The organism is Ruegeria arenilitoris (assembly GCF_013030985.1).
GTDB classification, from domain to species: Bacteria; Pseudomonadota; Alphaproteobacteria; order Rhodobacterales; family Rhodobacteraceae; genus Ruegeria; species Ruegeria arenilitoris_B.
In genome coordinates this window covers 1-15574 of the sequence record NZ_WPYP01000001.1, presented here as the reverse complement: position 1 = coordinate 15574, position 15574 = coordinate 1, and the positions used below count along the sequence as shown (strand labels likewise).

Genomic DNA, 15574 nt, shown 5'->3' with positions numbered 1-15574 from the left:
TTAAACTCCGTTGCTCTGGCCCGACCAACGGCCGATTTCGTCACCGTCGATGATGATCGCAAGATCCCAGAACTTTCTGATTTCCGCTTCGGCCGCCAGCGCCGCCGCCGGTTCGTCCGGGACGCGTTCAACACGAAAGCCGAACTGTTCGAACCCGCTGTACTCGACGCGGCTTAGAATGACCGGGAAGACCTCTCGCTCCAGCGCAGCGGCGGCGAGAAGTCTTGCAACATTATATGCAGACTCAAGCGGCTTCAGAACCCGGATACCAATATAAGTAGGGCCGCCCTTGTCGTGTTCCCACAGGGCAATGGACGGTGTCAGATCCATCACGGGGAATACGACTTTTCCATATGCCTTGGGCTTTTGGTTATCGGTAATCAACGCATCCAGCTGAACCGGCTGCTTAGGTGACGTTCTGCCAAGAATTTCGAACCAAGAGATGTCTGTCATTTCTCGTACCTGACCTCTGCTATGATTTCAGCTGCTCTCGACGCCCCCGCCTCGGGTAACTCGATAGCGTTCAACGCAGACCGATAAAGTTCAACCTCATCGTGATCCAGACAGGCCGATACCGTTTGTTCCAGTTTCATGAGGTCGTTTTCGGTGATGATCGCGCAAAGGTCACGGTCGGCCAAAGCGCGGGCGCGCCGCTCCTGATTGTCCAGATAGGGGGCCGATTGCGGGATCAGGATCGCGGGGATCTTGTGGTACAGAATCTCGAGGACGGAATTATACCCCGCCGCCGAAATGACAAGATCCGCCGCCAGACACAGGGATGTGGCCTCGAATGTCTGAACCACGCGGGTATTCGTCCAACCGAAGGTGGCCGGCTGAACCTTGCTGCCGGGCCAGGTCACGACAAGATGCAGACAGTCCGTCCGATCCTCCAGCATCCCGGATATCGCCTGCAGTTGTGCCGACCGGTCAGACGCCACGCCGCCACCCAACATACTGACGACCAACTGTTTGAACTCGCGTCCGAAGCGTTCTGCTAGCCGCGCCCTGAGCCCGTCGCGCTCGTCCTTGGACTGAACTACCTTGCGAAAGATTGGCCCGACATAGTGGACGTGATCACCATAGCTGTAGGCGTCGTTCAGCTCTTCAAAGGCCTCCGAGGGCACTATGACCCGATCGAACACCCCCTCTCGTCGAAGCATCTTTTGTCGGGGTCGCCCGTCCGGCCACAGACCTCGCCGCACCCAAACCGCTGACAAATTGCGCTCGAGGATCACCCGGTAGACGGAATCGAAGACATGGCCGCCGTCAAAGACCAAGCTGTCGTTTTCCTGCAACGCGGCGCCCAGTCGACGGTATGTCAGAATATCGTTGCCGTCGGGATTGTCCGTCATGTCGATCCGCGAGACCAGCGGAATGCAATCGATACCTTCGCGGCGCACAAGCGGCACACAACTGGGAAAAGCCGCAAAAATCGATGACATGTCATCTGGCAGCGCATTTGCGATCACCGCAGATCGCTGAGCGTGCCCCAATCCCACGCCGTTGGTCGGGAAGAACAACGTTCTGTGCGTGCTGCGAACAGGTTCGCGTGTCTTGGGCGTAAGACCTGCGGCGCTTTCCAGCCGGGAAATGTCCACCGAATGAAGCCACTGGGATTTTCTGGCCTGTTCGGCAATTTGCGAGGTGTTGCCAAGTATTTTGCCTGTCAGATACCCATCCAGCGAAAACGGTGTCTTGGGGCCAAGCAATACGGGCGCTCCAGACGACACCAGAGCTTCGTCATCCGTGCAATCTATCGCAACACCCCCGGCCGCGATCAATTCGACCGCAAACGCGGCAATGCGTACACCGGCAATACCGTGGCCGAACATCACAAGGATGTCCGTCGACTTCGCCAAAGTCAGCGAGGAAAGATCGGTGTACAGATTGGTCGGCAAGTCATGAAACGGGGACGCATTGATCGCCTCGTTTTGTGCCCCGCTTACGACCAGCCGCAGGTTATACCCCCCCCGATTACTCATCCGCGAAAAGCAGGACAGTGTCTCGGGGTTGTCCAACTCCATGGACCCCAGAACAACCGTCACAGTCGGCATCTCGCGCGCGGGCCGGGGCGTTGGCTGAATCTCGGCAACCAGAGGGCTGACCGCCGACGGCAGCACCGAACGCGGCTGAAAATCCGTCAGGTCGATCACCGTGGCTTCGCGCCCTAGCGCATATGCCAGACGCGCCTTTGCGCCGATGTAGCTTTGCTGGGTCTGGAACCGACCCGTCGCAATCACCGGCACGTCCGGACCAATCTGCTTTTCCCGAAGGGAGGCTAGAAGCAGATCATCGATATCCTCAGCGCCAAGCACGAATATGGCCTCGGCCTCATGCTCGGCCGGGTCGACTAGAAATCTGGCAGCCTCGTAAACTCTGCCGCGCCCTGCATCTTCGGGCAGATACTCGGCATCTATGCAGACGGGGAAACCGCGCGCGGCAAGTTGCTCGGCGAAAATCAATTGCGCATCGAAGGATCGTAAGGAACGCGAACCGGCCTCAATGAAAATCATCCCGATACCCCGCTATCTGCGGACAGGACATTGGACAGCTGCGCCCTGAAGTTTTCAGCGGAATAGCGCGCCAGCGCCGATTGCGACCTGGAAACCTGTTCATGATACCGATGCGGCTGCGCGATAAGGTCGGAAATGATCCCGTCTACGTCCGGTGGGCGACAGCTGAGCACTGCATCGCCAAACGTGACCCCTATGTCGGCATTGGTAAGCACCACCTTGCCCGCAGCCAGAGCTTCGGCAATGACCCGGCCGAAACTTTCCTGCCAGGTCGGCGCCGTGAAATAAACGAAAAAGTCAATCATCTCAAAAAACTCGTCCACGCGGATGGCGTTGAAAGGAAGCAAGGTCCAATGCGGGCGCAGAACACGCGCGTCCAGCAATGCATCTGCACCCAGGATTACGTTGCTCTGCGCATGTTCGGGAAAACACCTGTCGAGATCGGCAAGAGCCGGAAACTTTTCAAAACCGGGCCGTGAATGTCTGCCTCGGCGATCTGAGGGCATGTCGCAAGGGGCCTCTATCTCGGTCTCGCAGATGTTGAACCAGTCGGCCCCCAGAACCTCCCATTGCCGCGCCACTCGGGATCCAGCCAACCAATCGGTCACGGTTTTCCGATTATACGGCGAGATCGGCGCAAGCGATTTCCTGAGTGAAAGCGCCGATGCCTCAATCTGGTTCAGGCAGGATGAAACGTCGAACCCTTCTTCGCCGCCCGGGCGCAGAAAGTTCTCATGCGTGACCACGATCAGGTCCCGCGCAAATATCCTTGTATTCAATACGTCCTGAAACTTTAAAAATGCCGGATTGTGCAGGATCACGAAATCCGCACCGACACGAGGCGCATCCCAAATCAGCGGAATGCGCAGTTCATCAAGCACACGCCGTAGCACGGGTGCAATATACTGGTCCTCACCAAACGTCCTTGAGGTTACTGCGTGAACCTCCAGCTCACCAAACTCCACGGCCACACGCAGTTCGGCCGCGACGGCCGCTGACGTGCCGCCAGAGAACCTAGGTTCGATAATGTAGGCGATCTTTGGGCGGGAGGGACAACTGAGGGCGTCGAACACGGGCATGGGGCCTAGTGCTGCAGCGAGGTTGCGCGCGAAGTCGACGCAGTCGGAGCGTCAAACGGATTGGCTGGCACGTTAGCGGGATAACCAAAGTCCAAACTGCCCGCAGACGCGGCGTCATAAAAGTCGCGCAACTCGCGAGATAACTCGTCTTCACCCGTCAGCAACTCCGGGTTTCTCTCAAGGTAGGACCGGAGCGCACGGGTGTCATTGGTTGATAAAAGCTGATCAATCGCGATCAGATGTTCAAGCGTGATCTCGGCACGCACACCCTCTGTCGATGCCAGGAAAAGTAGCGCAGTTACAATACCGACGAGTCTGCTATCAGTCATCTAAAAAACCTTATCAATACTTGTTAACCATACTCACCACTTGCTTCAGTCTTTCGCACTCTAGAACAAGAATAGCGTCTTTAGTTTGTTGTTGCCCGAAGTTTTTTCAGAACCTGACTTCTTAATTGATTGACCGGGTTGTTTGCCGTCGCGCTGCGGCTGCTTCGCTTGGCTTTTCGCTTGACCGGAGCACTGCCATAGCCGTCTCCGGCCAGATATAACTCCACCACACCGCTTGGTGTTTTGGTTCTTGCCCCAGTAAAGTCGCGCAACAGTGCACCGGCATCTTTCGCAAGGGCTGCGGCTTTGGCGGCATCCTGCCTGTGATAGAACCGAACATTGGATTGCGACACCCGGTACCCTACCCGCGCCGCGCCACTTAGCTCGTGACCCGTTGTTGTTAACGACGCGACAACCGAATCCACAGCACCCTGCGGCAGCTTGTTGGGCGCATACAGTCTGAACGCCGCGCCCCCTACACCCGTGCTCGTTTCCGTAGGTTCGACAGCCGCGCCGGGCAAGGCCGCAAGCGCCACTGAAGCTGACGGCTCTGCCCGTGGCGTCAAAGTGGGCGCTTGCAGCGCCTCCGGGCCAATTCCGGGGTCTTCAATTTGCGCCGAGGGGTTCAGTGCCACGATCGTCAAAGCACTATCAACCGGATTGATCGATACGGGTAAATCCGGTTGGATGGCCGGAACCTGCTCCGGCAGTGACCCGGTTTCGGCTGCGGGTCGCAGCGGCACTGGCTGCCTGAACAGAACAGGTTGAGCCGCGAGTTCCGCTGACGGCACCGGAGGGATGAACGCGTCTGAGGCAATGCCTAAGGGTTCAAGCCCTGCAGCAGCGACAGCCACCAGGGCGGTTGCGGGATCAAAGAATTCCGGCGCGATGTCATATGGCAGGAAACTCGGGTTTGCCTCTCGTGTTGGCAGAAACCCGGGACCACCCACCGGCAAGAACGGCTGCTCGAGCGCCGGAACGTAGGCCAGAACGCTTGGAGCGGCATCTGGTATTGCCGGTTCAGTGGGCTCTGACGCCTCTGTTAAACCCGAGGCAGGAGGCGTCAGCGACGCAAGACTGCTTAGATCGTCCACCTCGCCCAAACTCCCATCGGGGAATTCTTGCTGTGTCGATGGACCCACCACAGTCGTAGAAATGACAATTTCACCTTGTGGGGTCGTCGATAGATCGGGTGGCAACGGAACGACGTCCTGACCAGGTAACGGAGTGGCCACCTCAACGTCAGTGCTCCCCTGTCCAGCCGTCTCAATCGGGCCTGGTCCGGAAAGAACCCAAAAAACTGAAGATGAGGCAATCACACCCATAGCGCAGCCAAGGGCAATTAACCCCAGCCTGACCTTACGGCGCGCGCGTTGCTGATCTTCCAGTTTTTGAAGAATCTTTTTGGACAGGCGATAGTCAATCTCTTCATTGGATAGCTTTAAACTCAGCCCCGCATCTGTCTGATCGGAACCGGTCGACCTGTTTTTGCCTCTTCGGGATCTGAAAGTTCCTCGGGCATTTTCGCCCGTATCGGCTTTTTGAACCCCATCCGGCGCATCGGGCCCTAGTTTTTCCGACTCACCCGTGCCCCCGGCACTTGCCGCATTTCTTTTCTTTCTGGCTTCTTCAAGCTGGTCTGACCACGCCTTTTGTCCGACCGGTGAAGGCTCACCTGAGGTTGATTGCGCTTCACCACGGTCTGCTGTTTCGGAGGCTTCGGTCTTTTTGTCCTTCTGCTCGCGCGCGGCATGGTTTCTCTCTTGCTCTATCCGAGCTTTTTCAAGCACCTTCTGCCATTCAGGGGATTGGACGAAATCATAGATACCCGGCGCCTGAACAGCGCCTTTCTTGGCAACTTCTGGTCGAGTCCTTTGGCCGCTCGCCTTCGTCATAAATTACCCCCGACTGGCCGCCGAAATAAGCTCTAAGCTGTTGTATCCCGGTCAATCCGGGCACATGCCGGCACGTCAAAAAAGCTAAAAAATATGGCTTCGAGTATAAAAAACTGACCCCTCTCTGACAAGTCAGCCGGTGCCAACAACAAGAATGTGAACACGCCCGACCAAGGACAGGATCGCTGTCCCATGCTCCGTCGGCCCCCGTTTCCAACGTAATTTTTTTGTCCCACCGCCAATTTCAAGCTAGGCTGAGAGGAATGGTAAGTGCCGCATGAACGCTGTTGCAGGGCTTTCGGCGGCTGTTTGAGTAACCTGTATACAAAACACCTGGGTTTAAATGGAAGCTATTCAGAACGAACCGGACGCATTTACTCTGATCGATCACTCCAATCCCGTTCATGCCAAGGTGGTCGTGGTGGATTGGATGCTGGGGAATGCCTGCAGCTATGCGTGCAGCTATTGCCCCAAACCTCTGCATGACGGCTCGATCAGGTGGCAGAAGACCAAGGACGTTCTGCATTTATATCACCAGATGAAACGGCACTATATGGACGAACGGGACAAGATTGTCTGGCTTCAGTTCACGGGTGGCGAACCCACGATGCACCCCCGCATCATTGATCTGCTGCGCCAAGCGTCAGAGATTGACTTCAAGGTCAGTCTGATCAGCAATGCATCGCGGACACCCCGGTTCTGGGAAAAGATAAGCGGGTGCCTGAACAGCGTCATCCTGACCTATCACGCCGAGTTCGCCGAGTTGAACCATTTCATCCGCGTGGCAAAAATGATGGAGGACCGCATCAGCGTTCATATCAACGTCACGATGCACCCGGACCGTTTTGACCAGACATTTGAAGATGCCCAGGCATTGCGAGCGGCGCTGCCAGCGGCTTCGATTTCGTTAAAGCCGCTGAGGCAGGAATTCGGGGCAAAGCTGTACGACTACACCGACGACCAGTTGCAGGTGCTTTCAAAAGGATTGCCGTCCAAATACGCTCCGGTGGGTGAAAAACCGCGATCGCTGATGCGCGCGACCACACGGTCCGGGCAGTGCGAGACGTTGCCTCCGAATGAATTCATTTTAAGGGGCTTGAACCGCTGGCGTGGCTACAACTGCAACGTCGGGCTGGAATCCCTGCGGGTCAGAGGGAATGGCGAGGTTTACCGGGGCGTCTGCGGCGTCGGAGGCGTGATCGGCTATCTGGGCGAGGACCTTGACCTGCCCCAAGAACCGATCCGATGCACGAATGACTTCTGCTCCTGTCTGGCTGATATCCTGATCCGAAAGGAGCTGTGATCCCTCACCGGGGCAACCTGTCAGATTGAGTTCAAACTCCCGAGGTCGACACCGCTCCAGGCCATACGCGGGTCAGCCAGCACCTCAAGCAGGTCTTTGTGTTCGGGATGGTCGGACGAGCACACATCCAGGCCTTTGAATTCCTGCGGTGTGACATGCCCCCAATTGCGCAGCCTTAGAAAATAAACGCCATCGGCGTTCATTTCATTGGCAAGATCCACGAAGGCGGGCATCTCTCTGTAATTCGCGGCCTGCACGACAAAGTCCAATCGCAATGTATCAATGTCTCCGCGTGCGTTCAGGTCGCCCAGAAATCGCAGGTTTTTCCTCAGCGCGTTAAAATCGCCACCGCGACGGAGCACGCTGTACGTGTCGGCCTCCGCCGCATCTATCGACACCCAGACCGACGAGACCTTGTCCCATAGCCCAAGATCGTTCCAGGCTCTTTCATTGGCCAGCAACCCGTTGGTATGAAGCTGAATACGCCGCCCGGCCGGGCCCGCCTGCGTCAACCGCCCCAGAAGATGACGGAAGTGCCTGCTGCCAAACGGATCACCCGATCCGGTCACCTTGATTTTCGTGGCCTTGCTGACCAGCGGCAGAAGGTGGTCTTCAAACACCTGGTTCAAACGTTCCGTTTCTTTGTGCGGCAGGTTGATCAGCTGTGTTCGGCAACTGGGGCAAGAGATGTTGCAGGACCGGTCATGGGACAGGATGACCCGGTCGGGACCTTCTTCCAACTCCAGTTTCAGGCTTTGCGTTTCCTCGGTGCGGGCCGGAAGCCTGCGACCTGCGATCTGCGGACAATGCCACCGGCTGCAATGCGAAAAGTCGCCGTCACGGACGGACCGTCTGATTTCGCGGGCCCGATCAGAGTTCCAGAACCCGCCCTCGTCCGCTGTTTCAAGACGACCAATTGGAACCGGCTGCCAGGCCGAGCAGCAGAAATGAACCTCACCGTTGACCCGTGTCTCCATTTCCCGAAAAGGTGCGCCACACGTCCGCGTCCTCAGCCAACGGTCGGTTTCGGTTTCAAGATCCTTTGACGTTTCGCGGGCGGCATCGATAAGTCGCTGCGCCATGAGGTCATGGTGATCGCGGCTGACGACCTCGCGCCCAAGCATTTCGGTTACCTGCCATTGCTCCTGCCGCAGCGCAAACCACCCAGCGACCAGCAGCGTCAGAATTTCAAACTCTGTCGCGTTTTCCGAAACCTGTGCGATGAACCGGTCCAACAAAGCCGGACTGCTGTCTTGTTTTATGGCTTCTGCGCATTCGATCACCAGATCTTTTGCATGTGCGCTTGGACCTTCAAGGAGTCTGCGCCGCCTGAGATAGGTCGCGTTCTTTTCCGACAACGACTCGATGATTGCTGCACAGTCGGCATCATCTGTGTCGTAAAGCAATTTGATGTTGTTGCGCGTTGTAGGCATTGCAGCTGCCATAGTGACATACCGCGACATCAAATCAAGTACGCGCTTGGAAGGCCCAAATATCGGCAAAGAATTGAAAAAGAACCGGGACTTTGGCCTGTTTTTCGCCCAATACGCGCCCTCAGCAATCTCAGCCCGTCACCGCCGGGAAAGTTGGTTTGCCCTTGCGCCATGCCCATGAAGGCCGGCTGCCTACATCATGACAAGCCCTTCTGACCGCGCGCCCCAAGCAAAAGCATCCATAGGGTAGACTTATAACATCGAAGATATAATCGATTTTTATTGAGGTTTGAATCTGTCAAACTGCCGACACGCAAATGGGAAATTGAACGCTGCTTCAGAACAGCGAACCTGACAAAAGCCACCAACAGAGGAAAAAAATGAAACACACAACATCATTTCTTGCCGCTTTGGCCACCGGCGTACTGACCGCGACGGTTGCGGTTTCGGAAACCGAATTGACAGTGTATACCGCCGTTGAAGCAGAAGACCTCGCCCGATACGCCGAGACATTCAACCAGAGCAACCCTGATATCAAAATCAACTGGGTTCGCGACTCGACTGGGATCATCACTGCCAAATTGCTGGCGGAACGGGATAACCCGCAGGCTGACGTTGTATGGGGACTGGCAGCCACTTCGCTATTGTTGCTGAAATCGGAAGGCATGCTGGAGCCTTACGCACCTGTCGGGGTCGAAGAACTGGACGTGAAATTTGTCGATGGCGACAACCCTCCGGCCTGGGTGGGCATGGACGCCTGGGTTGCGTCGGTCTGTTACAACACGGTCGAGGCCGAAAAGGCCGGACTGACACCGCCGACATCCTGGAAGGACCTCGCCGATCCGATGTACAAGGATCAGGTGATCATGCCGAACCCGAACTCGTCCGGCACCGGGTTTTTGGACGTTTCAAGCTGGCTGCAGATGTTTGGTGAAGAAGGCGGCTGGGAATACATGGACGCGCTGCACGAGAACATAGCGCGCTACACGCATTCGGGCTCCAAACCATGCAAGCTGGCGGCAGCGGGTGAAATCCCAATCGGTATCTCGTTTGCCTTCCGCGGTGCCAAATCCAAGGCGGATGGCGCACCTCTTGAGATCATCGTCCCGTCCGAAGGCGTAGGCTGGGACATGGAAGCAACCGCGATTGTCGCGGGTACGGCCAATCTGGAAGCCGCGCAGAAACTGGTTGATTTCTCGGTCACAAAAGAAGCCAACGAGATGTACAACACCGGCTATGCGGTTGTGGCCTATCCCGGCATTGCGAAACCGGTCGAACACTTCCCAGAGGGTCTTCTGGATGCGATGATTGACAATGATTTTGAGTTTGCCGCGAACAATCGGGCGGCAATCCTGAAGGAATGGCAATCTCGCTATGACGGAAAGTCGGAAGCAAAATAAACACGTTGGCAGGAGGGGTTCTTGTGCCTCTCCTGCGCGCCGCTCTCTTCTTCCAAACCCCGTGACCTGCGCACCAGGCTATGCCCGGTACGGATCAGCCGTGCCCGAGGTGCAGATGTGAGGACTTCTCCCGTGCTTCAGAAAACACCACCCGGTGAACTGTATCTCAGCATCCAGAACCTGTGGAAGGCGTTCGGCAGCTTTCTTGCACTCAAGGATATTTCGCTGGAAATCAACGAAGGCGAGTTCGTTTGCTTTCTGGGCCCGTCAGGTTGCGGGAAAACAACCCTGCTTCGCGCCATCGCAGGTCTGGATTTACAGACCAAGGGGACGGTCATGCAGGACGGTAAGGACGTGTCCAATCTGCCCCCGTCCGAACGCGATTTCGGGATCGTGTTTCAGTCCTACGCCCTGTTTCCGAACCTCACGATTGAAAAGAACATCGCCTTTGGCCTGGAGAACTCGGGCCGCAGCAAGTCTGAAATCGCTGTCCGCGTAAACGAGTTGCTGCATCTGGTCGGGTTGCCAGATCAGGGCAAGAAGTATCCGGCACAGTTGTCGGGCGGGCAGCAGCAGAGGATCGCGCTTGCCCGCGCCATCGCGACCAAACCCGGCCTGTTGCTGCTGGACGAACCCCTGTCGGCATTGGACGCAAAGGTCCGCGTCCATTTGCGACACGAAATCAAAGAGTTGCAGCGCAAACTTGGTGTGACTACCGTGATGGTTACACATGATCAGGAAGAAGCCCTGGCCATGGCAGATCGGATCGTGGTCATGAACCATGGCGTGATCGAACAGGTGGGATCCCCCACCGAGATTTATCGTCATCCAGGGAATCTGTTTGTTGCCGATTTCATTGGTGAGATGAATCAGTTGCAGGCCACTGCCGGTGACCCTCAGACGCTGGAACTGGGGGGATCGGTTCTGAAATGTGCACGACATTCTCATCAGAAAGGAAGCCGCGTGATTGCAGCCGTCCGGCCCGATGATGTCATCCCCCACGGCGAAGGCGCACGGTCGCCGGATGCGCCGGACACGATCACCACCCCGGAAAACGCATTCGAAGTGCTGATCAATGAGATGGAGTTTCTTGGCTCTTTCTGGCGGTGCCGACTAAGCAACAAGCGTTTCGGGTCTTCGGAACTGATTGCGGATTTCTCGGTCAACGCCGTACGTCGCCTTGAACTGGAGGAAGGGCGGACGATGATGATCGAACTCCCGGCCGACCGCCTGATGGCCTTTGACCTTCCGGAGACCGGGGCATGAGCACGATCTCGACCAACAGCGGCACCCTGCCCCCCGGCCCGGACATCAAGCCCAAGCTCAGCCGGGACGACATCCTGATGCGCGGGAGCATGATGGTCATCGTGCTCTATCTGATCGTGACGCTGGCGCTTCCGCTTTACACGATGCTTTCCAAATCGTTTTCCACCTATCGGATGGAACTGTCACAATACGAGTTTCAGGTAAGTGACGACGCTGGCATTTTTGACGGAACTGTTCTGACGGGCGATGCGTTGAACCGACAGACCGAGGTGTTTACGGATACCGATCTTGTCACGGGCTCGGACGGGCGCTTGCCAGTGACGGGCTTTTTCCCGGATTTCAGTTTCCGCAGCCCGGTCATGTACCAGATCAGGAATACAACGGATACCGGGCGGTTTCTGGTCGGGTCGACATTGCACGAAGGAACCGAATGGGTCGAGCTTGATTCCAACACCTTCCGGCGGGTTCAACTGCGACCGGTTCAATCAAGGGGCCTCGGCAATTTCGTAAACTACTTCTCGACGCCCGCGCTGTTCAACTCGATCAAGAACTCGCTTTGGATCTCTGTTGTCAGCACCATCGTGACGGTGACTCTGGCCTTCTGGTTCGCCTATGCGCTTAACCGCAGCTGTATGCGGTTCAAGGGTGTCTTTCGCCTCATCGCAATGGCACCAATTCTGGTTCCCTCGCTGTTGCCGGGCATAGCCTTGGTCTACCTGTTCGGCAATCAGGGTATGCTTAAAGAGCTGTTGTTTGGTGCCAGCATCTATGGCCCGATAGGCATCGTGATCGGATCGGTCTTTTTCACCTTTCCGCACGCTTTCCTGATCATCTCAACAGCACTGGCGATATCCGATGCGCGGCTTTACGAAGCCGCCGCCAGCCTGCGTTCGACCCCTTGGCGCACGTTCTGGACAGTGACGGTTCCAGGGGCCCGGTACGGTTTGATTTCTGCTGCGTTTGTTGTGTTCAATCTGGTCATCACCGATTTCGGTCTGCCAAAGGTCATCGGCGGGCAATTCAACGTGCTGGCGGTGGATATCTACAAACAGGTGATCGGACAGCAGAATTTTGAGATGGGTGCCGTAGTGTCCGTGGTTCTGGTGATCCCGGCTATCCTGGCCTTTGCCATTGATCGTATGGTCCAGTCCAAACAGGTGGCGCTGCTGTCGGCGCGGTCGGTGCCGTATCAGGCGACCCCGAACCCAAAGGCAGATCGCCTGTTTCTGGCCTATTGCAGCCTGATCGGGCTGTTCATCGTCGGTCTTCTGGCGGTGTGCCAATTCGCGGCTCTGATCAAGTTCTGGCCCTATGATCTGAGCTTGAGCCTGAAGAACTATCAGTTCGACAAGATGGATGGCGGCGGCTGGGGGTCGTATTTCAACTCGATCCGTCTGGCTCTGCTGACCGCCGTGATCGGCACCTCTGTTGTGTTCTTCGGAGCCTATCTGGTTGAGAAATCCAAAGGCTTCCGCACCGGCAGATCAATCTTTCAGATGTTCGCGATGTTGCCGATGGCCATTCCGGGCATGGTGCTGGGGCTGTCTTATATCTTTTTCTTCAACAACCCCTCAAACCCGCTGAACGGCATTTATGGCACGATGGCGATCTTGGTGATCTGTACCGTGACGCACTTTTACACTGTATCCCACCTGACAGCAGTGACGGCCCTCAAGCAGATGGACCGTGAATTCGAGTCGGTGTCAGCGTCGCTCAAGCAGCCGACGATGAAGCTGTTCGCGCGGGTTACGGTTCCGGTCTGCCTGCCGGCGGTTCTGGATATTTCCATCTACCTGTTCGTCAACGCGATGACGACCGTATCGGCCGTGGTGTTCCTGTACTCTCCCAAAACGACACTCGCCTCTATCGCGGTGCTGAACATGGACGATGCCGGAGATATCGCACCGGCTGCGGCGATGGGGATGATGATCTTTTATACAAATGCCGCCGCCCGGATCATTCACCTTGTTGCGTCCAGGGGAATCCTGAAACGCACTCAGGCTTGGCGCAGTCGCTAGAGACCACCTTTGACACCCTGCCCCGCCAATCAGCCATTGGCGGGGTTTTCTTTCAAAGTTCGCTGCACAAATTCCATGAAGGCGCGGATGATCTTCACCTCGCGGCGTTGCGAAAGCGAAATTATGCTCTCGCCCATCTGCAGGTCGATCCCCTTCAATTTGATCTGTCGCAGCCGGTTGTCATGCCCGTATTCCGCCTTTGAGACAAAACCGATACCTGCGCCAGAGGCCACCAGTTCCCGAATCGCTTCGCGCCCTTCAGCCACGATGGCCGGTTTCAGTGTGACCCCTAGCTTTTTGGCCTCGTCTTCCAGTTTCTGGCGCGTTTTCGACCCGGTTTCGCGAAAGATCAGTGGCAGGTTTGACAGCTCTTCCAGGGACAAAGTTGGTTTGGATGCCAAAAGCACACCCTGCGCCGCAAAGGCCACGATTTCGGTGGACCCAAGGCTCAGAACTTCCATGTCCTTGCCCGGCGACAGGCTGCCCACAACGCCAATTTCTGCGTTATATGACCGAAGTTCCTCTAGAATTTCCTCGGTATTGCCCGAACGCACGGTGATCGTGACATTCGGGTTTTTCTTCTGAAAGGCGCCCAGAAAGGCCGTCAGGTGGTACGCAGAGTCCGCAATGATGCGCAACTCTCCATCAACAACAGCCTTGGTTTCGGACAGGTAATCCTCGATCTGATCTTCGATCTCGAAATACTGCTTGGTGTATCTGTATAGCTGCTCGCCCTCTCGGGTCAGCGTCACACGTTTCCGCTCGCGCTGGAACAGCAACAAATCGTGATCCTGCTCCAGCTTTCGCACCTGCTCGGAAATTGCCGGTTGCGTAAGATACAGCGCCTCTGCCGCGCGGGAAAAACCGCCATGTTTCGCCACAAAATGAAAGGCTTTGAGCTGGCTGTGCCGCATTGCATATCCCCGATTCAACTAACATAGGCTGAGCTTATAATTGGATTGATAATTGCAATTTCACATATAGCAACCATTGCGGCAAATCTGTTCTCGAAAATGCCTGTCCGGAGCCTGTTCATGACGTCTTCCAATTCTAGAATCGAACCGCCTCGCCTTGGTGAACCATATCTATTGACGCCCGGCCCCTTGACGACTTCCTACGCGGTAAAGGAAGCCATGCTAAAGGATTGGGGCAGCTGGGATGACGACTTTCGCGCCATGACGCGCGAGGTCAGGTCAAGCCTGCTGGCGTTGCTTGGTGAGGGCGCCGATGACTTCGACTGCGTCCCGATGCAGGGTAGCGGCTCGTTCTCGGTCGAGGCGATGCTTGCGTCGTTCATTCCGCGCGATGGCAAGGCGCTGGTTCTGGCCAACGGCGCATATGGGCAACGATCTGCCCTGACATTGGAATATCTGGACCGCGCACATGTCGTTCTGGACAAAGGTGATTACCTGCCACCCAGGGGAGAGGAAGTCGCCCGAATTCTCGCAGAAGACCCCGATATCTCCCACGTGGTCGCAATTCACTGTGAGACCAGCTCGGGCATCCTGAACCCCGTGGAGGAAATTTCAGAGGTCACCTATGCCGCCGGTCGCAAACTTCTGATCGACTCAATGTCAGCCTTCGGAGCAGTCGAGCTGAAGCCGACCGAAATCCGGTATGAGGCAATGGTATCCTCTGCAAACAAGTGCATTGAGGGCGTGCCCGGCTTTGGCTTCATCGTCGCCCGCAAATCCGAGCTTGAGGCCGCGAAGGGCAACAGCCACTCGCTATCTCTGGATGTGCATGCACAATGGGCGCATATGAACAAAACCGGTCAGTGGCGGTTCACACCTCCGACACATGTGGTCGCTGCATTCATCGAAGCGTTGAGGGCACACGCGGCGGAAGGCGGCGTTCCCGGCCGCGGAGGGCGCTATACCCGCAACCGTGATGTCATGGTCTCGGGAATGCGTGAACTTGGATTTGAGACCTTGCTGGACAACCGCTGGCTCAGCCCGATCATCGTCACCTTCTTCTGCCCTGCGGACGAGAAGTTTGTGTTCGATCAGTTCTACAACCTGATGAAATCAAAAGGTTTCATCATCTACCCGGGCAAACTGACCGTGGTTGACAGCTTCCGCGTCGGATGTATCGGCCAAATGGACGAAGACGTCATGCGCAGGGTTGTGACTGCCGCCAAAGAATCTTTGGAGGAAATGGGGGTAACAAGTGCAGCTCCCCCCCTCCGAGCACTGGAAGAACGCGCCAAACTGGCCGCCTAACTATCAAGGAACGTATCAAGATGACCCATCACTCCCCCATTACTGCGAATGAGCGTGTTTATCCTCAGCCGAAGGTTCCGGCCATTGCGATCTGTCTGGACGGGTGCGAGCCGGAA

The 15574-nt window shown here is 56.4% G+C and carries 12 protein-coding genes; 5 read left to right on the top strand and 7 right to left on the bottom strand.

Annotated elements, in window-relative coordinates; translation table 11 throughout:
• The 5 genes from GOX88_RS00060 to GOX88_RS00040 form a co-directional block, all read right to left on the bottom strand.
• Positions 1-453, bottom strand: a complete 453-nt coding sequence (locus tag GOX88_RS00060; RefSeq protein ID WP_170397525.1) for a hypothetical protein — start codon at positions 451-453, stop codon at positions 1-3.
• Positions 450-2513, bottom strand: coding sequence for a glycosyltransferase (locus GOX88_RS00055; RefSeq protein WP_170397522.1), 2064 nt, complete (start codon positions 2511-2513; stop codon positions 450-452). The genes GOX88_RS00060 and GOX88_RS00055 overlap by 4 nt, the downstream gene beginning before the upstream one ends.
• The gene (locus GOX88_RS00050) at positions 2510-3592 is read right to left on the bottom strand and encodes a hypothetical protein (RefSeq protein ID WP_170397519.1); all 1083 of its coding nucleotides are present in this window, start codon (positions 3590-3592) and stop codon (positions 2510-2512) included. Before GOX88_RS00050 ends, GOX88_RS00055 begins: the two co-directional genes overlap by 4 nt.
• A gap of 5 nt (positions 3593-3597) precedes the next feature.
• Positions 3598-3921: a hypothetical protein gene (locus tag GOX88_RS00045; RefSeq protein WP_170397516.1), complete on the bottom strand. Its 324-nt coding sequence runs from the start codon at positions 3919-3921 to the stop codon at positions 3598-3600.
• Between the two features lie 80 nt (positions 3922-4001).
• Positions 4002-5816 carry a hypothetical protein gene (locus tag GOX88_RS00040; protein WP_170397513.1) on the bottom strand — a complete coding sequence of 605 codons (1815 nt, stop codon included), beginning with the start codon at positions 5814-5816 and terminating at the stop codon, positions 4002-4004.
• Positions 5817-6159: 343 nt separating this feature from the next.
• Between GOX88_RS00040 and GOX88_RS00035 the strand changes: the two genes are divergently transcribed.
• Positions 6160-7119, top strand: a complete 960-nt coding sequence (locus GOX88_RS00035) for a radical SAM protein (RefSeq protein ID WP_170397510.1) — start codon at positions 6160-6162, stop codon at positions 7117-7119.
• A 20-nt stretch (positions 7120-7139) separates the two neighbouring features.
• Here GOX88_RS00035 and GOX88_RS00030 read toward each other — a convergent pair whose 3' ends face one another.
• A complete protein-coding gene (locus GOX88_RS00030) occupies positions 7140-8552 on the bottom strand; it encodes an SPASM domain-containing protein (RefSeq protein WP_170397507.1) in 1413 nt (470 codons plus the stop codon).
• A gap of 380 nt (positions 8553-8932) precedes the next feature.
• Between GOX88_RS00030 and GOX88_RS00025 the strand changes: the two genes are divergently transcribed.
• The 3 genes from GOX88_RS00025 to GOX88_RS00015 all read left to right on the top strand — a co-directional run bounded on the left by GOX88_RS00025 (position 8933) and on the right by GOX88_RS00015 (position 13236).
• Positions 8933-9952, top strand: a complete 1020-nt coding sequence (locus GOX88_RS00025) for a putative 2-aminoethylphosphonate ABC transporter substrate-binding protein (RefSeq protein WP_170397504.1) — start codon at positions 8933-8935, stop codon at positions 9950-9952.
• Between the two features lie 132 nt (positions 9953-10084).
• Positions 10085-11218 (top strand): putative 2-aminoethylphosphonate ABC transporter ATP-binding protein, encoded by a 1134-nt coding sequence (locus tag GOX88_RS00020; protein WP_367647744.1) that lies wholly within the window; start codon positions 10085-10087, stop codon positions 11216-11218.
• On the top strand, positions 11215-13236 hold the full coding sequence (locus tag GOX88_RS00015; RefSeq protein WP_170397501.1) for a putative 2-aminoethylphosphonate ABC transporter permease subunit: 2022 nt from the start codon (positions 11215-11217) through the stop codon (positions 13234-13236). Before GOX88_RS00020 ends, GOX88_RS00015 begins: the two co-directional genes overlap by 4 nt.
• 29 nt (positions 13237-13265) lie before the next feature.
• Here GOX88_RS00015 and GOX88_RS00010 read toward each other — a convergent pair whose 3' ends face one another.
• On the bottom strand, positions 13266-14150 hold the full coding sequence (locus GOX88_RS00010) for a LysR substrate-binding domain-containing protein (RefSeq protein WP_170397498.1): 885 nt from the start codon (positions 14148-14150) through the stop codon (positions 13266-13268).
• Positions 14151-14249: 99 nt separating this feature from the next.
• Here GOX88_RS00010 and GOX88_RS00005 point away from each other — a divergent pair, with 99 nt between their 5' ends.
• A complete protein-coding gene (locus tag GOX88_RS00005; RefSeq protein ID WP_367648048.1) occupies positions 14250-15458 on the top strand; it encodes a 2-aminoethylphosphonate--pyruvate transaminase in 1209 nt (402 codons plus the stop codon).
• Positions 15459-15574 lie beyond the last annotated feature (116 nt).

What these genes read in the sequence shown, in the direction of transcription:
- GOX88_RS00060 (WP_170397525.1), bottom strand. Translation starts at nt 453, where the DNA reads ATGACAGACATCTCTTGGTTCGAAATTCTTGGCAGAACGTCACCTAAG.
- GOX88_RS00055 (WP_170397522.1), bottom strand. Translation starts at nt 2,513, where the DNA reads ATGATTTTCATTGAGGCCGGTTCGCGTTCCTTACGATCCTTCGATGCG.
- GOX88_RS00050 (WP_170397519.1), bottom strand. Translation starts at nt 3,592, where the DNA reads ATGCCCGTGTTCGACGCCCTCAGTTGTCCCTCCCGCCCAAAGATCGCC.
- GOX88_RS00045 (WP_170397516.1), bottom strand. Translation starts at nt 3,921, where the DNA reads ATGACTGATAGCAGACTCGTCGGTATTGTAACTGCGCTACTTTTCCTG.
- GOX88_RS00040 (WP_170397513.1), bottom strand. Translation starts at nt 5,816, where the DNA reads ATGACGAAGGCGAGCGGCCAAAGGACTCGACCAGAAGTTGCCAAGAAA.
- GOX88_RS00035 (WP_170397510.1), top strand. Translation starts at nt 6,160, where the DNA reads ATGGAAGCTATTCAGAACGAACCGGACGCATTTACTCTGATCGATCAC.
- GOX88_RS00030 (WP_170397507.1), bottom strand. Translation starts at nt 8,552, where the DNA reads ATGCCTACAACGCGCAACAACATCAAATTGCTTTACGACACAGATGAT.
- GOX88_RS00025 (WP_170397504.1), top strand. Translation starts at nt 8,933, where the DNA reads ATGAAACACACAACATCATTTCTTGCCGCTTTGGCCACCGGCGTACTG.
- GOX88_RS00015 (WP_170397501.1), top strand. Translation starts at nt 11,215, where the DNA reads ATGAGCACGATCTCGACCAACAGCGGCACCCTGCCCCCCGGCCCGGAC.
- GOX88_RS00010 (WP_170397498.1), bottom strand. Translation starts at nt 14,150, where the DNA reads ATGCGGCACAGCCAGCTCAAAGCCTTTCATTTTGTGGCGAAACATGGC.
- GOX88_RS00005 (WP_367648048.1), top strand. Translation starts at nt 14,250, where the DNA reads ATGCCTGTCCGGAGCCTGTTCATGACGTCTTCCAATTCTAGAATCGAA.